Annotated in this window: 18 protein-coding genes and 1 tRNA gene; 10 read left to right on the forward strand and 9 right to left on the reverse strand. The window is 54.0% G+C overall.

Annotation, left to right across the window (positions count from 1 at the left end):
- Both QJQ48_RS22125 and QJQ48_RS22130 read right to left on the reverse strand, forming a co-directional pair.
- Positions 1–835, reverse strand: an 835-nt coding sequence (locus QJQ48_RS22125) for an NACHT domain-containing protein (protein ID WP_428843079.1), incomplete at its 3' end; no start/stop codon positions are given.
- 50 nt (positions 836–885) lie between these two features.
- Positions 886–1,386, reverse strand: a complete 501-nt coding sequence (locus QJQ48_RS22130) for a hypothetical protein (RefSeq protein WP_346293424.1) — start codon at positions 1,384–1,386, stop codon at positions 886–888.
- Between the two features lie 302 nt (positions 1,387–1,688).
- Here QJQ48_RS22130 and prfC point away from each other — a divergent pair, with 302 nt between their 5' ends.
- Positions 1,689–3,326, forward strand: coding sequence for a peptide chain release factor 3 (gene prfC, locus QJQ48_RS22135; protein WP_346293425.1), 1,638 nt, complete (start codon positions 1,689–1,691; stop codon positions 3,324–3,326).
- A gap of 225 nt (positions 3,327–3,551) precedes the next feature.
- On the opposite strand, the gene QJQ48_RS22140 is transcribed toward prfC, so the two are convergent.
- A tRNA-Ser gene (locus QJQ48_RS22140) sits at positions 3,552–3,640 on the reverse strand.
- Between the two features lie 234 nt (positions 3,641–3,874).
- On the opposite strand from QJQ48_RS22140, the gene QJQ48_RS22145 reads away from it, so the two are divergent.
- Genes QJQ48_RS22145 through QJQ48_RS22155 form a run of 3 tightly spaced genes read left to right on the forward strand, consistent with a single transcriptional unit; the run spans position 3,875 to position 10,999 of the window.
- A complete protein-coding gene (locus QJQ48_RS22145) occupies positions 3,875–6,376 on the forward strand; it encodes a two-partner secretion domain-containing protein (RefSeq protein ID WP_346293426.1) in 2,502 nt (833 codons plus the stop codon).
- On the forward strand, positions 6,351–8,198 hold the full coding sequence (locus QJQ48_RS22150; protein WP_346293427.1) for a ShlB/FhaC/HecB family hemolysin secretion/activation protein: 1,848 nt from the start codon (positions 6,351–6,353) through the stop codon (positions 8,196–8,198). The genes QJQ48_RS22145 and QJQ48_RS22150 overlap by 26 nt, the downstream gene beginning before the upstream one ends.
- A gap of 14 nt (positions 8,199–8,212) precedes the next feature.
- Entirely contained in the window at positions 8,213–10,999 is a 2,787-nt protein-coding gene (locus QJQ48_RS22155; RefSeq protein ID WP_346293428.1) for a CHAT domain-containing protein, read from the forward strand.
- A gap of 45 nt (positions 11,000–11,044) precedes the next feature.
- Here QJQ48_RS22155 and alr read toward each other — a convergent pair whose 3' ends face one another.
- Positions 11,045–12,253 (reverse strand): alanine racemase, encoded by a 1,209-nt coding sequence (alr, locus tag QJQ48_RS22160; RefSeq protein ID WP_346293429.1) that lies wholly within the window; start codon positions 12,251–12,253, stop codon positions 11,045–11,047.
- A gap of 149 nt (positions 12,254–12,402) precedes the next feature.
- Here alr and QJQ48_RS22165 point away from each other — a divergent pair, with 149 nt between their 5' ends.
- The 3 genes from QJQ48_RS22165 to QJQ48_RS22175 all read left to right on the forward strand — a co-directional run bounded on the left by QJQ48_RS22165 (position 12,403) and on the right by QJQ48_RS22175 (position 15,920).
- Positions 12,403–12,900, forward strand: coding sequence for an HNH endonuclease (locus tag QJQ48_RS22165; RefSeq protein WP_346293430.1), 498 nt, complete (start codon positions 12,403–12,405; stop codon positions 12,898–12,900).
- 231 nt (positions 12,901–13,131) lie between these two features.
- Positions 13,132–14,307 carry a DHH family phosphoesterase gene (locus QJQ48_RS22170; protein ID WP_346293431.1) on the forward strand — a complete coding sequence of 392 codons (1,176 nt, stop codon included), beginning with the start codon at positions 13,132–13,134 and terminating at the stop codon, positions 14,305–14,307.
- Positions 14,308–14,732: 425 nt separating this feature from the next.
- Entirely contained in the window at positions 14,733–15,920 is a 1,188-nt protein-coding gene (locus tag QJQ48_RS22175; protein WP_346293432.1) for a citrate synthase, read from the forward strand.
- Between the two features lie 137 nt (positions 15,921–16,057).
- Here QJQ48_RS22175 and QJQ48_RS22180 read toward each other — a convergent pair whose 3' ends face one another.
- Positions 16,058–17,041 carry a 2-hydroxyacid dehydrogenase gene (locus tag QJQ48_RS22180; protein WP_346293433.1) on the reverse strand — a complete coding sequence of 328 codons (984 nt, stop codon included), beginning with the start codon at positions 17,039–17,041 and terminating at the stop codon, positions 16,058–16,060.
- A 246-nt stretch (positions 17,042–17,287) separates the two neighbouring features.
- Between QJQ48_RS22180 and QJQ48_RS22185 the strand changes: the two genes are divergently transcribed.
- Positions 17,288–18,181 (forward strand): PEP-CTERM sorting domain-containing protein, encoded by an 894-nt coding sequence (locus tag QJQ48_RS22185; RefSeq protein WP_346293434.1) that lies wholly within the window; start codon positions 17,288–17,290, stop codon positions 18,179–18,181.
- A gap of 222 nt (positions 18,182–18,403) precedes the next feature.
- On the opposite strand, the gene QJQ48_RS22190 is transcribed toward QJQ48_RS22185, so the two are convergent.
- Entirely contained in the window at positions 18,404–18,751 is a 348-nt protein-coding gene (locus tag QJQ48_RS22190; protein WP_346293435.1) for a HepT-like ribonuclease domain-containing protein, read from the reverse strand.
- Positions 18,735–19,061, reverse strand: coding sequence for a nucleotidyltransferase family protein (locus QJQ48_RS22195; RefSeq protein ID WP_346293436.1), 327 nt, complete (start codon positions 19,059–19,061; stop codon positions 18,735–18,737). Before QJQ48_RS22195 ends, QJQ48_RS22190 begins: the two co-directional genes overlap by 17 nt.
- Positions 19,062–19,224: 163 nt before the next feature.
- Here QJQ48_RS22195 and QJQ48_RS22200 point away from each other — a divergent pair, with 163 nt between their 5' ends.
- Complete coding sequence (locus tag QJQ48_RS22200) at positions 19,225–20,535, forward strand: GTPase family protein (RefSeq protein ID WP_346293495.1); 1,311 nt, start codon at positions 19,225–19,227, stop codon at positions 20,533–20,535.
- A gap of 86 nt (positions 20,536–20,621) precedes the next feature.
- Here the strand turns inward: QJQ48_RS22200 and QJQ48_RS22205 are convergent, their stop codons facing one another.
- Positions 20,622–21,257, reverse strand: a complete 636-nt coding sequence (locus QJQ48_RS22205; RefSeq protein WP_346293437.1) for a glutathione S-transferase family protein — start codon at positions 21,255–21,257, stop codon at positions 20,622–20,624.
- Between the two features lie 122 nt (positions 21,258–21,379).
- On the opposite strand from QJQ48_RS22205, the gene QJQ48_RS22210 reads away from it, so the two are divergent.
- Positions 21,380–21,991 (forward strand): DUF421 domain-containing protein, encoded by a 612-nt coding sequence (locus QJQ48_RS22210; RefSeq protein ID WP_346293438.1) that lies wholly within the window; start codon positions 21,380–21,382, stop codon positions 21,989–21,991.
- A gap of 31 nt (positions 21,992–22,022) precedes the next feature.
- Here QJQ48_RS22210 and QJQ48_RS22215 read toward each other — a convergent pair whose 3' ends face one another.
- A complete protein-coding gene (locus tag QJQ48_RS22215; protein ID WP_346293439.1) occupies positions 22,023–22,208 on the reverse strand; it encodes a hypothetical protein in 186 nt (61 codons plus the stop codon).
- Positions 22,209–22,220: the final 12 nt, after the last annotated feature.

Here is a 22,220-nt window from a genome sequence, read left to right on the forward strand (position 1 = left end):
CGCCTAAATTATTCGGCAGCGCCGCCGAGGTAAAAATAGAACACAGCATTGCTAACAGCAGCGGCGTCTGCCCCAGTTCCCGCAGCCGATCCTTAAGCTGCCCCAGCAGTTGCTCCCCCCGTTCCGGCCCTAAATAATTGCCCACAAACTGCCGCATCTGCGCCTCAGTTAGCGGCTGCATCTCCAGCTTCTTCTCTAGCCCCAGCTCACCCCCCAAACTCAGCTCGCGAGTGGTGAAAATCATCGGTGCATTGGCAAAATCCTTCTCAAACCGAGCTACATCCCGCCGCGCCTCCTCCGACGGCAGCTCATTCAAGCCATCCAGCAGCAGCAAAAATCGCCCCCGCCGCAGCCACCCCTTCAGCGTCTCCTCATCCAACACCAAGTCCGGATCATGCCGCTGCAGAAACGCCCCAACCCGCTCCACCACCGACCCCTGCCAGTAGCGCAGCTCCACCAACACCGGAATCCTCTCTATTTCCCCTCTCCCAAGGTTGGGAGAGAGGCTAGGGGAGAGGGTTGCCTCCTCCAGCAGCAGCCGAATCAGCGCCGTCGATTTCCCCGACCCTGGACGCCCTATCAGCAGCACATGGTTCTCCGCATACTTGCGAATTCCCGCCAGCACCGGCAATCGCTCCGTTTTTTCCTGTCGTTCCTGCCGCTCAATTGCGCCTGAGTCCGACTCCGGTTTTTCAGGTACCGTCTGCACCATCAGCCCAAAATCAAACGGCTGGCGATCGCCCCCCGCAATCTTCTTAACTGCCTGCTGCCCGATCGCCTCCGTCAGCGTGTACCGCTGCCACCACTCCTGATACGTTGCAGAGAGCGATCGCAAATAATTGCCAAAATCAATTGCCCCTGACTCCGTCTCAGAACCAAGGGCCGCTACTTTTTTGGATTACCAGGAGCCAGCGATCGCAGCCCCTCATACGCCTTTAAAAAAGTGGGAAACAGCCGCTTAATAACGCCTTCCGTATCCCCCTCTAGCTCATAACTCACCACATTCGGAATCAACGGAATCGCCACCTTCAGCTTGGCCGAGGCCGGCAGTTCCGGCTTTTGCAACTCCGCTAAGATTTGCTGCAGTAAGTCTTTGACCTCATCACGGCGCTCCTGCAGCGTCAGCACCTCCAGCTCATCCACCAGCTCCGCCGTCACCGTTTCCGCTACTGCTTCCGGCATCGCCTGCCGCCGAACTTGCTGACTTAGAGCGATCGTGTACTCCTGCTCTCGCTCATGAATTCTTTGACGAGTTAAGCGAACTTTCTGCTGAATCCGCGTCTTTTCAGCCTCTTCCGCCAGATCAAGCGCTCGTTCCTCACCTGCCAATTGTTCATAGAGCCGATCTAAACCATCTTGAACAGTTGCAAGGCGATCGAGTGTCATAGCCGCGTTGCTCCAGCCGCTAAGTTAAAAATTTCTCCTAAAGTCTAACACCGCCATCTATAAGGATTCCGGATAGTTTGAGGGATGTTCCGTAAGGTGGGCATTGCCCACCCTACCGATGGTGCTTGCTCGTGCCGTAATTCACTCGTGCTCTGATTCACAGCCAAAAACATACCCCACCCGCCCTCACCCTAACGCCCAGCGGTTATCTTTACCTGCCAAAGGCTATAATCAACCTCTACAATTTGAGGAGAGCTTGACTTCGTCACAGCCACCCCGCCGACCCCGACTTCTACGACCTTATGGTGACCTCCACTTCCCTATCCCAGGCTGAACTTGAAACCGCCGTTGAACAGCGGCGCAACTTCGCCATCATCTCCCACCCCGACGCCGGTAAAACCACCCTCACCGAAAAGCTCCTACTCTACGGCGGAGCCATTCACGAAGCCGGAGCCGTCAAAGCCCGCCGCGCCCAGCGTCACGCCACCTCAGACTGGATGGAAATGGAACAGCAGCGGGGTATCTCCATCACCTCCACCGTCCTCCAGTTCGACTATCAGGGCTGCCAGGTAAATTTGCTAGACACCCCCGGTCACCAAGACTTCAGCGAAGACACCTACCGCACCCTCGCCGCCGCCGACAACGCCGTCATGCTGGAAGACTCGGCCAAAGGCTTAGAGCCCCAGACCCGCAAGCTGTTTGAAGTCTGCCGCATGCGATCGCTGCCCATCTTCACCTTCTTCAACAAGATGGATCGGCCCGGACGCGAACCGCTGGAGCTGATGGATGAGATTGAGCAAGAGCTGGGACTGCAAACCTACGCCGTCAACTGGCCGATTGGGGCGGGCGATCGCTTTCGCGGCGTTTTTGATCGGCGCAAGCGTCAGTTTCACCTGTTTGAGCGGACGGCTCACGGCAGCCGGGAGGCCAAAGATACGGTGCTGGATCTGAGCGATCCGCGCATTGAAGAAGTGCTAGAGCAGGACCTCTACTACCAGTTCAAAGAAGAACTGGAGATGATTGAGGAGCTAGGCCCGCAGCTCGACCTAGAGAAAATCCACGCCGGCCAGATGACCCCCGTTTTCTTCGGCAGCGCCATGACCAACTTTGGCGTCCATCTGTTCTTAGAAGCCTTCATGGACTATGCCCTGCGGCCCAGTCCCCGCAACAGCAGCGAAGGAGAAATTCCGCCGACACACGAAGACTTTTCCGGCTTTGTCTTTAAGCTGCAGGCCAATATGGATCCGAAACACCGCGATCGCGTCGCCTTTATTCGGGTCTGTTCGGGTAAGTTTGAAAAAGACATGGTGGTGAATCATGCGCGGCTAGATAAAACCGTGCGCCTGTCCCACCCACAAAAGCTGTTTGCCCAGGGGCGGCAGTCTCTGGAAGAAGCCTATCCCGGCGACGTGATTGGCCTCAATAACCCCGGCGTCTTTGCCATTGGCGATACGATTTATCAGGGCAAGCGCCTAGAGTATGACGGTATTCCCTGCTTCTCACCAGAGCTGTTTGCCTACCTGAAGAATCCCAACCCCTCCAAGTTCAAGCAGTTTCGCAAGGGTGTGACTGAGCTGCGGGAAGAGGGGGCGGTGCAGATTATGTACTCAGCCGATGAGGCCAAGCGCGATCCGATTTTGGCGGCGGTGGGTCAGCTCCAGTTTGAGGTGGTGCAGTTCCGGCTGAAGAATGAGTACAACGTGGAGACGCTGCTGGAGCCGCTGGGCTTTAGTCTGGCTCGTTGGGTAGACGGCGGCTGGGAAGCGCTGGAAAAAGTGGGTCGTCTGTTCAACACGGCGACGGTGAAAGATAGCTGGGGTCGCCCGGTGCTGCTGTTCCGCAATGAGTGGAACTGTCAGCAGGTGGAAGGGGAGCACCCGGAGCTGAAGCTGAGCAAAACTGCTCCTGTAGTAGCCGGACAGCAGCCAGAAGAGATCTAGCTGTTTAGCGGCTAAAAGCGGCGGGACTAAAGAGCATCAGCGATCGCCAGTAGATCCGCGCATCGTCTCAGGTGGCTTATCCAGGCCGCGCTGCGATCGCTGATGCCGCTTAGAAATCTTGATGAAAGCATAACGGCAGCTATGTCGTCGCTTAGCGACTCAATTAATCGTGAAGACTTGCCTTGGGAAGCTCAAACGACCCTGTCGCAAGACTCAGCTAAAGAACGGAGAGGGAGGGATTCGAACCCTCGGTACGGTCTTAACCGTACAACAGATTAGCAATCTGCCGCTTTCGACCACTCAGCCACCTCTCCAAGTGACTCGATGAATAATCATAGCAGATTTTTTGCCGTAGATTGCAGGGCTGATGCCCCCAAAAAGCTTTTTGAATAAGAAATTAGAAAATGTTCGCGTAAGAACGCCGAGATTTCTAATAGTCAAGCTAGAATTTGCGGAAAACAGTCAGTGTTTTTGCTGAGACTAGGGGCGATCGCCGCATTGCCTCTTTCGTCTTGTCCCACTATCTGCACCGTGCATCTACTACTCTCATGCCCAACTATCCCTTTGCCTCTCTCTGGGTCAGCGTTTTGGCTGGCAGCGCGATCGCGCTGCTCTATCCCTTCAAAGCAATTGCTCAGGTTACGGCAGATAATAGTCTTGGAAACAACCGCAGCTTGACCAATGGTACCAGCAACCTTGTGATCGACGGTGGCCGTCCCATTGGTTCTAATACCTGGCTTCACAGTTTTAGTGAATTTTCGATTACTGGTCCCGTTACTTCAGTCACATTCTCCGATCCGGGAGTAGACAGTATCATTACTCGTGTAACAGGAAGCAATAGTTCAATAATAGATGGCTTATTAGCAGTCCAAGGCGATGCAGATTTTTTCCTAATCAATCCAAACGGAGTCACGTTTTTAAACGATGCTCGACTTGAGCTAAATGGTTCTTTTACAGCTTCAACCGCAGATCGTGTTCAATTTGAAAGTGGAACATTTGTGGATGCTTTAGTCGACTCGAATCAGATTGATGAAACGCTGCTCTCCATTGTGGGTGATCCGACTGGCTTTGCCTATACCCAAACTCCTAGGTCGATTCAGATGCTAGGAGCTGACGACTTTGCTACTGACAATACCAATAATCCTAGCGACATCACCCCTTTTTCAGGTCAAGGTGTGTTTTTTGTAGGCGGCAACGTTACTATCTCGCAAAGCAACCTAACAATTCCAGGAGGCCGAGTTGAAATAGTAGGATTATCTGAACCTGGTGAAATTCCATTTGATAAAAATGAAGCTGGAATGTTTGATGGCTTTGTAATTTTAGCTGACAACTTTCAAGGCTCAAATATAAATATTAGCGACTCTAGACTCTTTCTAACTTCGATTTCTCAAAATCCTGGCGAATTTTTTATTCAAGGAAGCAATGTTGTTATCAGCAGTGGAATTTTAGAGTCGGGAACCATTTCTGGCGATGCGAATGGAGTGTTTATTCAAGCAGATTTCCTTTCGATATTAAACAACTCCGCTATCAGCAGCAGTACTCTTAATGGAAGTGGCAATGCAGGAGAAATATTGTTTTTTGTTGATGATTTGCTAATTAGAGATTCTTCAGTCTTTACCATAATCAATTCGGGCGCGGAAGGGATTGCCGGTAATATTTTTATTCAAGCGACTGGCTTCGTAGAATTAGATAATGCAGTTGTTTCTACTGACATTGAAGCAGGTGGACGAAGCAATAATCAGACTCAGTTTAGTGGCGGACTCGCAGATGCAATACTTGGGCGAGATGTGGAGGTAAATGGCTCAGTTATAGTTTTTGCGGATAGCTTAAGACTTCAGAATAGTTCTGTTCTAGATGCAAATACTTTTGGTACTGGTAATGCTGGTGGTGTTCTTGTCTTGGCCCGCTATGTCAGTATTGAAAGTGGCTCTGCCGTGCGCAGTGGTGTAGCTAGCAGCGCTGTTGGGAATGCAGGTGGAGTCTATATGGTCGTTCTTGATGATTTGCGCATTTCAGGTAGTCAAACAGGAATTACAACTGAGACAGAAGGGCAAGGAGATGCTGGCCTTGTTGTTGTTGTTGCAAACGGTGATGTAGTTGTAGAGGGTTCTGGCAGCGGTATTTTTAGTATTGTAGATGGAGATGTTTCTGGACAAGGTGGTGTCATTTCGATCAATGCTGGGCGAGTAGGAGTTAGGAATGGAGCGGAGATTAGTGTCTCCCATCAAGGTACGGGTATTGCAGGTGCTATTGAAATAGAAGCTGGCTTGATCGCTGTTGATAATGGAAGTGCAATTTCTGCTGAAACTCGATCTGGTCAAAGAGGAGACATTACCTTAATAGGTAATTTTTTGTCTTTATCTAATAGCAGTAATGTGACAGCAAGCGCAGATACAGCAGCAACAACTGGGCAAGAAGATGCCAGTATTTTCTTAGATATTTCGGATATTGTTTTTGCTTTCCCATCCGCTGATAGCAACGTAACAGCTACAGCAAGATTAGGAAATGGAGGCAATATTAGTTTGCGTTCAGAGTCTTTCCTTAACGATATTGCAGTTCGTGATGAGGATTTTCCTGAGTCAAATGATATTACTGCTAATTCGTTATTTGGCGAGTCTGGAACTATTAGCGGTAATACGGTTGATATCAACCCGGTCCGTGAAACTATAGAGTTACCACTCGACTTGATAGACTCCGCCCGGCTGATTGCTCAGGGCTGTGCGGCGGGCAATCTGACCGCTGCTAGAGAAATTGGGGAGTTAACAATCACCGGGCGAGGCGGCCTAGATCCAACTCCCAGCGAACAAATTGGGGAAGCTTCTCTGGCCACTGACATTGGTGAACTACCCGGCGAACCCACCGCGATCGCCCCACATCCAACGCCTCCTCCGCCTCCCGTTACCGCTGCGGCTCCCGTCATAGAAGCGCAAAGCTGGCAGTACGGCCCCGATGGAGAAGTGATCCTCACCGCCGATGCCAGCAGCGTCCTGCCCTATTCACCCGCATTTACCACCCCCACCTGCAATGACTGGCAAACCTCCCGTTCTTAAAGCGTTGGGGCTGCTGCTGCTGTTGCCGCAGGTTGCTTACGGGGCCGTCCCCGTTGAGGCTGAGCTAGGCATTGAGAATATTGAGGATGAGGCTGTTTGGCCTGGGGAAGGTGAGGGCGATAGGAAAGCTGGGGAAGACAAAGACGAGCAAAGAGATGCCGGTTTGATGGCGCAGGTGCCGCCAGATCGGACAATTGTGCCGCTGGAGGATCTGCCGTCTGAGGAGGAGCCGGAGTTTGAGCGCCCGGAGCCCCTACCTGCACCGGAAGAGCTGCTGCCCTTTACGCAGCCTATCCCCGAAACGCCAACGCCCGTACCCGATCGCGTGCCGGAAAACATTGTGGTAGAGCGTTTTGAGTTTGTGGGTAATACGGCATTTACGGCTGAAGAACTGCAGGCAGTCACCGAGCCGTTTACGAATCGTCCCCTCGGCTTTAACGAGCTGTTTCAGGTACGTTCGGCTATTACTGAGCTATACGCCCGTGAAGGCTATGTCACCTCAGCCGCTATCATTCCGCCGCAGGTGCTTAGCGCAGGCGTCGTTACTATACAAGTTGTAGAAGGCACGCTGGAAAATATCCGCATTGCAGGCAACGATCGCCTCAAGCCCAGCTATGTGCGCAGCCGCATCGAGCAATACACCACGCCGCCGCTGGATGTCGATCGCCTGCTGGAAGGGCTGCAACTGCTGCAGCTTGATCCGCTAATCCGGCGAGTCTCGGCAGAGCTAGCTGCAGGCACTCAGCCGGGTACGAGCCTGCTGACACTGACCATAGATGAAGCCGATCCGCGAGTCTTGAACTTCGAGCTGAATAATCAGCGATCGCCTAGCGTCGGTAGCTTCCAGCAGATTCTAGAATTTGCCGACAACAACTTTACCGGACTGGGCGATCGCGCTCAATTGCGGCTGAGCCATAGTGAGGGCAGTCGTGCTCTCCGTCTGGGCTACCGCAGCTTCATCAATCCTCAGAACGGCACGCTAGATTTCAATGCCGGGATATCAGTGGGGAAAGTGGTAGAGGGCCGCTTTGAGCTGCTAGACATCAACTCGCGCGCCTTTTTCATAGAAACCACCTGGCGACAGCCCTTGCTGCGTACCCCCACCGAAGAATTTGCCGTTGGTCTGACCTTCAGCCGTCAGCAGACCGAGAGCGTCTTTCTGGGTAGCCTGTTCGGCGATTCTATTCCCTTTCCCGCCGTAGGGTCTAATGATGCTGGCATTACGGCGGTTTCAGCCCTGCGCTTTTTCCAAGAGTGGAACCAGCAGGGCGATCGCGAGGTGCTGGCCCTGCGATCGCAGTTCAACTGGGGCTTAGACGTGTTTGGGGCTACGGTTTCGGAGCGCGAACCCGATGCCAGCTTTCTCTCCTGGCAGGGACAGGCCCAGTGGGTGCGGCTAGTCGCACCGGAAACGCTGCTGTTGTTGAAAGCGGATGTCCAGCTTGCCACAGAATCGCTGGTGCCCTTGGAGCAGTTCGGCCTGGGGGGGCAGCTCAGCGTCCGGGGCTACCGTCAAGACTACCTGCTGACCGACAACGGCATACTGGCCTCGGCAGAGCTACGGCTACCGCTCTACCGCACTCCCACCAATGACCGTCTCTTGCAGATCGTGCCCTTTCTCGATTTGGGCTTGGGCTGGAACTCCGCTCAAGATACTCCGAGTTCTAACGTCTTGGCCTCCACTGGGGTGGGGCTGCTGTGGCAGCAAGCCAATCTGTTTGCCCGCTTAGATGTTGGCTTACCTCTGATTTCGCTGCCGTCTCTGGGCGATTCGCTGCAGGACGAAGGCATTTATTTTTCCATTCGCTATGACCTGTTTTGAGGCAGTTGCAGACAATGAAACCACGGTCAGACTCTCCGGCATTTTCCCAAAAACGACAGTGGCGACGCTGGCGGCGGCATCCTCTAGCTCTAGCCAGTTTGCTGCTGCTAACTTTGATCTTCAGCGTGAGCGGATTGCCAACAGCAGGGCTGCTAGGTTTAACCCAGGTGCCAGCGGCGATCGCCCAAACGCCTCAAACCGCCCAGCAGCTTGAACAGCAGGCCAAAACTGCCTACAGCGCCGGAGACTTTGCCACGGCGGCGGCGCAGTTTCAGCAGGCCGCGATCGCCTATGGTCAGAGCGGCAATCTGCCCCATCAAATGATGGCCCTCAGTAATGCTTCTTTGGCCTATCAGCAGCTTGGTGACTGGCCAGCCGCTACCCAGAGCGTTCAGCAGGCAGTAGCTCTGGTAGAGAGCTTGCCTGGCGATCGCCAAACCGTAGACTGGCTAGCAGCCGCGCAGACCTCCAATGCCCAGGGACGGCTGGCTTTTTCACGCGGACAGGCAGCTGAGGCAGCGGCGGCGTGGGAGCAGGCGGTGAGTGCTTATGAGCAGGCGGACGAGCTGGCCCTAGTGCGTCAAAGTCAGCTTAATCAAGCCCAGGCATTACAAACGGGTGGCTTTTACCTCCGGGCGGTTGAAATTCTGACTCAGCTAGTCGAGGCTACCTCCACGCCTGATCGAACTCAGCTCTTGGCCCTACGCAGTTTAGGCGATGCCCTGCGGCTCACAGGTGAACTCGATCAGAGCCGTGAGACGCTGCAGCAGGCTTTGGCCCTGACTCAGCAGCTAGCTCTGCCGGATGAAACTAGCGCTATTCATCTCAGTCTGGGCAACCTAACCCGTCTCAGCTCTGATGCTGCTGCTGCCACTGAGCAGATAGACGCCAGCTATCAGCAAGCCTGGGCGATCGCTCAGGCACCGCTCTCGCAGCTACAGGTGCGGCTGGCCCAGGTGGGCTGGCTAATCGATCAGGAGCAGTGGTATCAGGCGTATACGCTCTGGCCAGAAATGTGGGCGCTACAGGAGGCGCTATCGCCTGGTCGGGCCGCTCTTTATGCCCGCATCGATCTGAGCCGTCACCTTAATGAACTGCGGCGGATCACGATGCTGACGCTGAGCACTGACCCTGAGCCAGCCCCTTTTTGGGCTGTTCTCGACGAAGAACTGCCCGCCCCGCGCCAGATTGCGGATCTGCTGCGCGAAGCCTATCAGATGGCGCGATCGCTGTCAGATCCTGCCGCAGAAGCCTATGTTTTGGGCACCCTGGCTGAGGTCTATGAGCAAACTGAGCAGTGGGCATTTGCCGCCGATCTGACCCAGCAGGCACTGGCGATCGCCCAAAGCCATAACATTGGCGGCATTACCTATCGCCTCCAGGCGCAGCTAGGGCGAATTCAGCTCAATCAGGATGATAAATCGGGGGCGATCGCTGCTTTGAGTGCGGCGGTAGAGACTTTGCAGTCTGTACGCGGTGATTTGGTCGCAGTCAGTTCTGAGGCCCAGTTCTCTTTTCAAAAAAGCGTGGAGCCAATCTACCGCGACCTGGTTAAGCTGCTGCTGACGGCGGAAACCCCAGCCAACGGCGAAAAAGATAATCTGAAGCAGGCACGAAAAGTGCTGGAGTATTTGCAATTGGCTGAACTGGATAATTTCTTTCGTGAAGCCTGCCTGAATGCGGAATCAGTCGAAATTGATCAGCTTGATCCGAAAGCCGCAGTGATTTACTCGGTACTGCTAGACGATCGGATTGCGACAATTGTCAGCTTTCCAGACGGTCGCTTTCAAACCTATTCTGAAATGGTGGAGCGCTCTGGGGTTCAGGCGACCCTGGATGAGCTGTATGCAGCCATTAAAAACAAATTTTCTAAACAGCCGGAGGGGACGAGGGGCAACAATCGCGGGGATATAGACGTGATTGGCCCCAATTCCGGGGCAGCAGCGGCATCAGAGCGGGAAATTGGGCCTGCGGCGCAGCAGCTTTACCAGTGGATGATTAAGCCCCTAGAGGCAGATCTAGAGGCTAGCGATACGCAGACGCTCGTATTTGTTCTAGACGGTGAGCTACAGCAGGTGCCGATGTCGGTGCTTTATGACGAGGCGAATCAGAAATATCTAATTGAAAAATACGCGATCGCCCTCACTCCCGGTCTTAACCTTTTGGAATCGAAACCGATTGAGCATAAAGCCGCTAGCGTGATTGTGGCGGGGCTGACCCAGGAAAGACCCATTTTTCCTGAGTTTCCGGCTCTACCTTTTGTGGGTGATGAGGTGGAGGCGATTCAGAAACAGCTCCCCAGCCAGGTTTTGCTGGACGAAGACTTTAATATCAGCCGCTTTGAAACGGCAGTGGGCACCTCGCCCTCGCCGATTATTCATCTAGCTACTCACGGGCAGTTTGGCTCTAGTGCCGAAGACACCTTTATCCTCACCTGGGACGACAAGCTCAACGTCAATCGCTTCAGCAATCTGCTGCTCACCAGTGAACTCAGCCGCGAAGGGAGCATCGATCTGCTGGTGCTGAGCGCCTGTCAAACAGCGGCGGGAGATGCTAGAGCCACTTTAGGGTTAGCAGGCGTCGCCATGCGATCGGGCGCTCGCAGTACGCTGGCCACGCTTTGGCAGATTGATGATGAGGCTACGTCTGAGTTGATGACGAATTTTTATCAAACCCTGGGAGAAGCAGAATTGAGCAAAGCCGAAACCCTCAGGCAGGCTCAACTTAAGATGTTAGAGCGATCTGAGCGCGCCCATCCCTATTACTGGGCTCCCTTCGTCCTCATTGGCAACTGGCTTTAGAGTTGGACGTAAAGCTGCAGTACGTTTTAGCCTTGGGCAGAAGGCTTAAGAATCTTGGCGGCTAGCAGTGGGTTCAATTTCGCAGGCAGATTCCACCAAAATGCGGGGTAGACGATGTTTGAAGCTACAGAGGATTTCCCAAGAGATAGTGCCCAAGGTATTGGCCCAGTCTTCGGCAGTGATTTGTTCTTGGCGATCGCGCCCCAGCAGCGTCACAATATCGCCCTCCTGTAGATCCGGCAGATGGGTCACATCTAGCATGAGCTGATCCATCGTGATTGCTCCCACCTGCCGCACCGTTTTTCCTCGAATCAGAGCAGTTAAGCGATTTGAGAGCAGGCGCGGCACTCCATCTGCGTAGCCAATGCCGACCACGGCGATGCGCATGGGGCGATCGGCCACAAACTGATGGCCGTAGCTTACCCCAGTGCCAGGTTCGATCTGCTTTAGGTGAGTGATGCGGGCCTTCACCTGCATGACCGGCTGCAACGGCAAGACAGACTGCAAGTGGGGGGCAGGATAGAGTCCGTACAGGGCCAGTCCTACCCGCACCATGTCGTAATGCAGCGACTGGTCGGTCAGCGTGGCAGCGGCATTAGCCAGATGCAGGCGGGGCGGCTGGAACCCGTGGGAGTGCAGCTGGGCGATCGCCGCTTCAAAGCGCTGCTGCTGGGTTTGCATAAAAGTTGGATCGGGGTCGTCAGCAGTGGCGAGGTGAGAGTAGACGCTGGCAATTTGTAGCTGGGGGAGCTGCTGCACAAAGCGATAGAAATCAGCCGCCTGCTGCCAGGGATAGCCCAGCCGTGACATGCCCGTGTCTAGCTTGAGGTGAACCGGGAGGGGCGATCGCAGCTTGGGGTTACTGCCTAGAATATCTGAAAAGATCAGTGCCTGCTTAGGCGTAACGATGGTGGGCTGGAGCTGCCAGCGGGCCATCACCCGCACTTCTTCCGGTGTATTGACCGCCCCCATGACCAAAATCGGCGCTTTTAAGTTGGCCTGTCTCAGCTCAATGCCCTCCGGCACCGTCGCCACGCCTAGCCAGCTAGCCCCCGCCTGCAGCGCCGTTTTCGCCACCGTCACCGCGCCGTGTCCGTAGGCATCCGCCTTAACCACAGCCATCAAATCGGTTTTTGCCGAGAGACTGGCCTTGAGCTGCCGGACATTGTATTTCAGGGCTGCTAGGTCTATCTCTACCCAAGCCCGACAGTGCCGCATCGAAGCAATACTTGAAGTTGTTTCCCAGCTCAACATATGCAATTCCTCCTCACGCCAGGTTGCAGGTAGAGCCACGGCATGACCCTACTGCCCGCCACAATTTAAGAGATAGTCTAGCAGGGGTTATCAGACAGACAATAGATTAACTGTGCTAATATCGGGAAACACTCTGTTGACTAATCTCGATGAGCAAGGTTCTGGTACTCAACGCCTCCTATGAACCCCTCAACATCACCAGTTGGCGACGAGCGGTGGTCTTGATTATCAAAGGCAAGGCAGAGCGTATTGAACACAATGGCAAGCTGATTTACGCTGACCTGCCGCTGCCAACAGTCATTCGTCTCAGGCACTATGTGCGCGTACCCTATAAAGAAATTCCGCTAACCCGCCGCAACCTGCTGCATCGAGACGCCCATACCTGTCAGTACTGCGGCTACGCTGGCGACGGTCTGACGCTAGATCACGTGCTGCCGCGATCGCGCGGTGGCGGTGACACCTGGGAAAATATGGTAGCAGCCTGCGTACGCTGCAATGTCCGCAAGGGCAGCCGTACGCCGAAGGAAGCCAACATGCCGCTCCAAAATCCGCCCCGTCGGCCCTACAGTAGCCTCTACTTTGAAGTTACTCGTCAGGTCAAAAGTGGTATTCATCAAGAGTGGCGCAAATACGTCATTGGCACTTAGGCCGATCTGAACATACGCCCAGCGCGCTCGCTTCCGTCTATCTTTCGTTATAGATTTGCCAAAAGTCAGGATTTCCCCCTGGCAAATTTCGGTATGCACTGGATAATCAAAGTATAGAAGTACTAGCTGAAAGTCTAAGCATTCCAGGTTTTTCATCGCTCGCAACCGATACGGCCCAGGCCGCGATCGCTCTATACAAAATACTTAGCCGCTAACAATCACTTTTTATACATGGCAAATAATCAACTCATGGCCGATTCTCCCAAGACCGAAGCTGGGCTCTTGGAGCGACGCAGCAGCGAACAGCCGACACGGGCAATTGAGCGCATGTTGGAAGCTCATGCGGGCGATCGCCAAGTGATCTTGCTGCAGGACTTTCCCGATCCAGACGCGCTGTCTTCGGCTTGGGCTTATGAACTCATTGCCAAAGACTATGACATCACCTGCGACATTTTCTATGCCGGGATGCTTAGCCACCAGGAAAATGTGGCGCTGGTCAAACTGACGGGTCTGCCCGCCCGCCGCTGGAATCTGCAGAGCAACGATAATCCTGACTTTGGTAAATATCAGGGCTGCGTCCTGATTGACAATCAGGGCACTACCAGTCAGCTCACGCCCTTGGTGAAATCAGCAGGTGTTCCCGTCGTGCTGGTCGTCGATCACCATGCCCATCAGTCTAAGCTAGAGGCTGAAGTCCTAGATATTCGGCCCCATATTCGCGCCACGGCCACCATTCTGACCCAGTATTTACAGACTGGACTGCTCGAACTTGATCGCAGCAATAGCCGTCATGTGAAATGTGCCACCGCTCTCATGCACGGTCTGCGCTCTGACACTAACCACCTGATGCACGCCGCCGAAGACGACTTTTTAGCCGCAGCCTACCTCAGCCGCTACTATGACGCCCAGCTTTTAAGCGCCGTTCTGCAGGCGTCGCGCTCAAAGCGAGTGATGGACGTGATTGAGCGATCGCTGCGCAACCGCAAGATCGAAAACAGCGTTTCCATTGCAGGCGTGGGCTATCTGCGCTACGAAGATCGAGACGCCATTCCCCAAGCGGCTGACTTCTTAGTGACTGAGGAAAACGTGCATACTGCAGTGGTCTACGGCATTGTCCACGACGAGGATGAGGAGCGGGAAGTGGTGATCGGCTCTCTGCGTACCAGCAAAATTACCCTCGATCCGGACGAGTTTATCAAGGAAGCCTTTGGCCAAGACAACCAGGGCCGCTTCTTCGGGGGCGGGCGATCGATGGCGGGCGGCTTTGAAATTCCCATCGGCTTTTTATCTGGCTTTTACGAAAACAGCGACTACAATCGCCTCAAGTGGGAAGTCTTTGATACCCAAGTGAAGCAAAAGCTGCTGCGCCTGATCAATCCTGAAGATGGCGTTCTTAATACGGATTAAAGCTAGCGGTAGAATTATAGAATGACCGCCTAAATCAGAGCGTAACGGAGCGATCGCCAATGTCTGCCCGCTTCACTGCTTTTGGCAGCCGGATTTGGCTCCAGCTTTTTTAATCTGTCAGGGGCGGCTCTAGTCCAGCGCAGAGGTTTTTGGTAGGTTGGGTAAAACGCAGTGAAACCCAACGTCCGTAAGCTTTGGCTGGATTGACGCTAGCGCCTGATTCAGTCCATGTTTCCGCCGCCTTAGACGGCGTGTGCTGCTAAGCTCAAGGTTTTCAGGAGCAAGCACCTGACTCAGTTTTCTGAGAAACTAAGTGGGCCTAGCACTGCTAGCAAGGCGTTCTTATCAAGCATCTGTTGCAAAGGCCACAGATGTTTGATCGTCATTCACGGTGAATAAACTTAGCGCGTAGCAACGGTGAGATCATGACGGTATGTGACTATCGGCCCGGACTTGAGGGAATTCCGGCAACTCAGTCCAGCATCAGCCACGTTGATGGACAAAACGGCATCTTGGAATACCGGGGTATCCGAATTGAAGAACTGGCTCAAAAAAGCTCGTTTTTAGAAACGGCCTATTTGCTCATTTGGGGCGGCTTGCCTACTAAGCAAGAGCTGGAAACTTTTGAGCATGAAATTCAGTACCACCGCCGACTCAAGTTTCGGATTCGAGACATGATGAAGTGTTTTCCTGAAAGCGGTCACCCGATGGATGCGCTGCAGGCTTGTGCCGCAGCCTTAGGGCTGTTTTACTCCCGGCGGGCCTTAGACGATCCGGCCTATATTCAAGCCGCCGCCGTGCGTTTGTTAGCCAAAATTCCGACGATGGTGGCGGCTTTTCAACTTATTCGCAAAGGCAACGATCCGGTACAGCCCCGCGATGACCTAGACTATGCCGCCAACTTTCTCTACATGCTGAGCGAGCGCGAGCCAGATCCGCTAGCAGCCCGTATTTTTGATATTTGCCTAACGCTTCATGCTGAGCACACCATCAATGCTTCTACTTTCTCAGCGATGGTAACCGCGTCAACTCTGACCGATCCCTATGCGGTGGTAGCCTCTGCCGTAGGTACGCTGGCAGGCCCTCTACACGGCGGTGCTAATGAGGAAGTGATCGCCATGCTGGAGGAAATCGGCTCTATTGATAAGGTGCGGCCCTACATTGAAGATAGAATTCAGCGCAAAGCTAAAATTATGGGCTTTGGCCACCGGGTCTATAAGGTTAAAGACCCTAGAGCAATCATTCTGCAGCGCCTAGCAGAGCAGCTATTTGAGAAGTTTGGCCGCGATGAATACTACGACATTGCCTTGGAACTGGAGGCCGTTGTCACCGAGCGCTTAGGCGCCAAGGGGGTCTATCCCAATGTCGATTTTTATTCAGGGCTGGTCTATCGCAAGCTGGGTATTCCTACTGACCTGTTTACACCCCTATTTGCGATCGCCCGGACGGCGGGCTGGCTAGCCCACTGGAAAGAACAGCTCGGAGAAAACCGCATTTTCCGGCCCACCCAGCTTTACAACGGTCCTCACAACCAGCCCTATATCCCCGTCTCAGAGCGTCCCCATCTCTGGGATAAAAAGTCGATGACTCACAACGGACTGGTTCAGGGATAGCACTGATGGGCTAGACCCCTCTTCCCAATCCGTGAAATTCCCGGCATCATACGTCCAGTGACGATTTTCAGGAACTCCAGCCCCTCCAAACTTCGATTTGGAGGGCTTTTATTTGGAGCTGTCATCTTGCTTCAGATTTAATACACGTCAAGATTGACACAGTGGGGTAGGCGATCGCCCTTAAGCCCAGCCATCAGGTTAGCGATCGCCATATCCGCCATTTTTCGCCGCGTGGCCCGACTGGCACTGCCCAAATGGGGGGCAATCGTCAGATTGTCGAGCTGTAGCAAGGGGCTATCGGCTGCAATCGGCTCCGGCTCGGTCACGTCTAGGGCTGCTGCCGCAATCTCGCCGCTGGTCAATGCCTGATAGAGCGCTGCCGGATCGACAACGGCTCCCCGTGCCGTATTGATCAAAATCGCGGTAGATTTCATCTGCTGTAGCTCCGCTGTCCCAATCAGATGATGGGTGGCGGGGGTTAGCGGCGTGTGAATAGAGACGAAATCTGATTTTGCCAGCAGCTCTGACAGTTCCACATAGGTGGCATTGAGCGCAGTTTCAATCGCGGGTTCGCAGCGATGGCGACCCGTATAGAGCACCGACATGTCAAACCCCTGCGATCGCTTGGCAACCGCCTGACCAATGCGCCCCAGGCCGACAATGCCCAGCGTAGCCCCGGCGATATCTGGCCCTAGCAGCAAATCCGGTTCCCAAGTTTGCCACTGGCCCCGGCGCACAAAGCGATCGCTCTCGACGACCCGCCGCGCCGCCGCCATCAGCAGCGCCCAGGTAAAATCAGCCGTGGCATCCGTCAGCACCCCCGGCGTATTGCCCACCGGAATGCCCCGCGCGGTGGCCGCCGCCAGGTCAATATTGTCGAATCCCACCGCCATCTGACTGATTACCTTAAGCTGAGGCGCTGCCGCAATTAAAGCCTGATCGATCGGATCGGTGAGCAGGCACAGCAGCCCGTCTAGGTGGGGGAGCTTGGACTGCAGAACATCGCGAGGCGGTGGCTGCCGCTCAGGCCAGACTTCCACGGTAGCAATTTCTGCTAAAGCGGCTAATGAGGTGGGCAGACGGCGGGTCAGCCAAACCCTAAACTCAGTAGATTCAGGCATAAATAGTGATTAAACAGGGCGGGAACCTGGGCGGATAGGGAATTTTCGCGGGAATTTATGCGGTTTTAGGCAAACTTGAACGACATGGCAGTTCAGGGTAACTAACAATGCCATACTTTCATCGAAAATTTATAAATGATTAGGGAATGTAAACCATTCGGGTGCGGAGTAAATCTGCCAAGTATGTGAATTGACGAATTGAGACTGCTGTATTCGTCCTAACCAAGACTTGGAGCTTTTTGAATTATGAGGTATTCCTCACTGTGTCTAAGCAGCGCGATCGCGCTGTTGAGTAGTTTTGCGGCAGCGACCAGTCAAGCTGCCGTTATCAGTGCTATCAATGACGATGTGTCAAAGTTTTCGCCTAGTAGTAGCGAAGCGGACATTATTGCTAGCGGGGCCGCTTCGGTCACGTTTGGAGAGACGACTCTCTATATCGGCACTCGCCAGCCTACAGGTCAGAACCAAGATCCGATTATTGCTAGCTTCACCAACGGCTTCAAAAACTGGAGTCGCTCCAACTATGAAACCACAGGCGCAGACGGGCGCGGCATCGGCCTGCTGTGGGATGGGTTAGCTAATCTCTACGCGGCTTTCACCGTGGATGGCACCCAAGGTACGCCCAGTGAGGATTTTCGCCGGTTCACTGCCGATGGCTGGCTCCCCACCTACGGCGCTGGCGGCGGTGCTAAGGCCAGCGTTTTACTGAAGCTTGATCCCACAACGGGGGAGGCCATTCCGGGGGCAGGCACCTTTATTCGCTCGCAGCTTATGAGCGGCCAAACCAACACCGTCAACCCCACGGGCTTGGACCTGGTAGACAATCAGGTCGTCTTCTTTGGCGAGTCCTTCTTCTCACCCCTGCGCCGCGATCGCTCGCGGATGCAGCCCAACAGCCCCAACCAAGACAGCCCATTTGATTACCGCGTGGTCTTTAACAGCAATCTGACAGAAGCCCTGGATACTGAGGCAATTGGCTGGGATGGCGTGACGGAGTTCAGTTCGCTCACAGCGGGTAACGGCGGCGGCGTTGGAGAAACTCCCACTGAACCTGTCCCCGAACCCCTGACGATGCTCGGTACGGGAGCAGCCTTAGGCTTAGGCGTATTCATGCGTCGTCGCCAGCAGCAGGCGGCTTAGCGCCCAGCCTGGGCGAGGAAGCTACTGGGTTGACGCTGAATCGCTTCTAAAAAAATAGGCATCTTTGAGCAAAAGGCTGGGCGATCGCTCAGCCTTTTGATTCGAGCCAGTCTGGTGTTTTGATGAGAATTGCAGGTTGCGTAAACGGGGTGAGTGAAGCTGAAACCTGCCCCCCTGGCACTCTAAGCCGCGTCGTGAGGTGCAATCGGTACGACATCACCGTTAAAGAGCCTCTTCCTTCTCCAGCAATTCAGCAATTTGCGACTGCCACAGCGGTACCTTATTGACTACTACATCCCACACCAGGTCGTAGTCTACGCCGAAGTAGGCGTGAAGCAGACGATCGCTGAGGCCAATCAGCGATCGCCAGTCGATTTGAGCATGGGCTTGGCGATACGTTTGAGGCAGGCGCAGAGTGGCTTCCCCAATCACCTCAATGCTGCGGACAAAGGCGCGGCGCAGGGTGGCATCCTGCTTAAAGCTGGCCTTGTCTGTGGCGGGGCTGCTCTGAATCAGGTAGGCGGTTTCGTCCAGGATATGGCGCAGATAGTCGCTAGTCTGAAATGACATACTCAACTTCAGGAAGAATACGAGGGGCAATATGCGGACTGAGGGATTTAGCGGTGACAAGCTCTACTTTGCACAGCAGAATCTCGTCTAGCAGCAGGGATAGCTGAATAAAGTGATCAAAGGTTTTAGCGGCCAAGTCAAATTCGACCAAGACGTCTACGTCACCATTGGGACAGTCCTTATTTTCGACGTAGGAACCAAAGAGGCCCAGTTTTTTAACGCCTAAGGCGGCAAATTCATCCCGGTAGAGCAGCAGGCGCTCTACGATATTGTCTTTGGTGACGGTGGCTTTGGCAGGCGGTTTATCCATCAGCGAAGAGAGCGATCGCAATCGTTTGTACCATGCAAATGTACTGTAACAAGCATTACGTTTTAGCTGCCAAAACTTCACAGTTTTATAGGACTTGCGGAAGTTGGAGGGGAGCCACAATCCTCGCTAGGATTTGGGCAAGCCTTCTAAGCTGATTGAAGAGATGACTGAACCAGATAAAACCGACTCTCAGCCCGCTGTTCCCGAAACTCAGAAAGCGGAACACTCAACTTGGGGCGATCGCTTTACGGGCGCTTGGCAAACCGCCACCGGGCAGTTTAAAAAGCTGTTGCCAATCGAGCAGCTCAGTCGAACGGTGATGCAGTGGTTCAACGTGAGCGAGGCGGAGGTGGCCGAAATTTTAGCGACGGTGCGGGCCGAACTGCCCACCACCGAAGCGCTGCTGATCGGGAAGCCCCAAGCTGGTAAAAGCTCCATCGTACGTGGTCTGACCGGGGTTTCCACCGACATCATTGGCCAGGGATTTCGGCCCCACACCCAACACACTGAGCGCTATGCCTATCCCTCGGCAGATCTGCCGCTGCTAATTTTTACCGATACGGTGGGGCTAGGCGATGTCAATCAGGATACTCAAAGCCTGATTCAGGCGCTGACAGCGGAGTTGCAGCAGCAAAGCACTAACGCCAAAATTCTAATTTTGACGGTCAAAATCAACGACTTCGCCACCGATACCCTCCGTCAGGTGTCCGAACAACTCCGGCGTGAGTATCCTAAAGTACCTTGTCTGCTGGCTGTCACCTGCCTGCATGAGATTTACCCACCCCAGGTGGAGAATCATCCCGCCTATCCGCCCCGCTACGAGGACATTCAGCGGGCCTTTGCTACCCTGCAGGCAGATTTTGCCCATTTCTGCGATCGCGCCGTCATGATTGACTTCACTTTAGAGGAAGACGGTTATGAGCCGGTGTTTTACGGCCTTGAAGCCCTGCGCGATGCCTTGGCCGAACTGCTGCCTGAAGCTGAAGCTCAGGCTATCTACCAGCTTTTGGATGCTGAAAAAGCCGGAGAACAGATTGGCAATCTTTACCGGGATGTGGGCCGCCGCTATATTTTGGCTTTTTGTATTGCTGCCGCCACCCTAGCGGCAGTCCCCCTTCCCTTTGCCACTATGCCGGTTTTAACCGCGCTGCAGGGGTCAATGGTAGGCGTCTTGGGACAGCTTTACGGGCAAACCCTGACTCCTTCTCAAGCCGGAGGCGTGGTAAGCGCGATCGCGGGTGGCTTTTTTGCTCAGGCCATCGGGCGAGAGCTGATTAAGTTTATTCCGGGATTTGGCAGCGTGATTGCGGCGTCGTGGGCAGCAGCCTATACCTGGGCGCTGGGGGAGGGAGCCTGCGTTTATTTTGGGGATCTGATGGGGGGCAAAAAGCCTAATCCTGAGAAAATTCAGGCAGCTATGGAGACAGCCTTTGCCGAAGCTAAAGAGCGCTTTCGGGGCATCAATCGTCCATAGCTGGGAGTTGGCAAGACACGGCCCTAATAGGCTGTGCCCCTACCGCAACGATAAACAGGTTGCTTGCGGCTGCGGCTATTTGCCCTTTATGCGGCACACACCTTTTGAAAGCTAGGGAGTTCTTGAACTTTCTGCCACCAGGCTTTGAGCTTCGGAGCTTCAGCCATCACAGACTCAAATTCCGGCGTCTGAGACAGGTACTTAAAGATAGGCATGAGATAAAAGTCAGCCAGACTGAGGCGATCGCCTAGCACATAGGGATTGCCTACCGCGATCGCCTCAATCGCGTTTACAGCCTTCTGCGCTGGCTCAACGGCTGCTTTAACTTCAGCCTCATCGGCTTGGCCACCCTGCTGGGGCACAATCAGGCGCTGAATCACAATGGAGCCAACTGCTGGCGCGTAAAGATAGCTGTCTACAATCGATATGACCTGACGCATCCGGGCTTGGGCCACTGGCTCTGCTGGCGTAAACTGAGTGCTGGCAAAAACCGCATCCAGATAAGGCGCGATCGCAGCGGTTTCGTATAGCAGTTCGCCACCGATATCTAGGGTTGGCACCTTACCAAAGGGGTTTTTGGCTAAGTAGTCTGCCGTCTCGTTTTCACCATTGAAAATGCCGACGCTTTCGAGATCGTAATCAATCTCGGCTTCTTCCAGCAGCAGCCGCGTCGTGCGGACATAGGTGCTGTCTGGAGTACCGTAAAGGGTTAACTTTGCCATGCTTGAGAAAATGAGTGCTACCCGAACACCTTGCCATTCAAAGCCTCTATTTTCTTGCCCCGAAAGATACATTGTCAGGCGGAGCGCTTCGCGATCGCCACATTTCTATCTGCAGAGATGCGATGGCGCTGCCTAAATATCTCTATACTGGCGAGGTTGTTGGTGGAGAGGGTGTGATGACGTTCTTTGAAAACTGGTCCGAAATTCTGCGCATCTTTGTGACCAGCCTGATTACCTATCCCGTGGTAGTGCTGTTAATCCGGGCCTCGGGCAAGCGCTCTACCTCCAAAATGAATAATTTTGACTGGGTGGTGACAGTGGCAATGGGTTCGATGGTCGGCTCTACCATCCTGTTAAAAAATGTGCCTATTTTAGATGGTTTAGTAGGCATTGTTATGCTCTTGCTGCTGCAGTTTGCCGCTACTAAGTTGGCAGTTATTTGGCCGCCAAGTCGCCAGGTATTGCGGGCACAGCCCAGAATTCTCTTCTGGCAAGGCGAGTTCCTGCAGCAGAATATGCGCCATGAGCGCGTTACCCACAATGAAATTCTTTCGGCGGTGCGAGAAGCGGGATATCACAGCCTACAGGAAATCGCCGTCGTGATCTTAGAATCCAACGGCGATTTGAGCGTTTTAAGCCAGCGGCAGCAAGACTCAGACGGCATTCCGGTGCTAAGAGATGTCATGACAGAGCCGGATGTCACTCAGTCTGTCAGCGGCTCTATGCAAGACTGAGGTAAAGCTTAGCTTTTCGATCTGGCTGGTTTTAAACTGAGAATAAGCCAGCGATCGCGGGACAGAGAAACTGGCCGTCCCGCAAACAGCCATAGTTCAAGTAAGAAAAAGTCAGCGCTGCTGTCGATCGCTGCTCTTGTTTAGGGGGCTTGCCTGCTAGGGAAAAGTAGTTCCATACGGAACCTGCCAGGATTGGCGTGAAGTCATTTGATGTCATCCTGATTATCAC

The organism is Sphaerothrix gracilis Ecp01, assembly GCF_030405905.1.
GTDB classification, from domain to species: domain Bacteria; phylum Cyanobacteriota; class Cyanobacteriia; order Phormidesmidales; family Phormidesmidaceae; genus Sphaerothrix; species Sphaerothrix gracilis.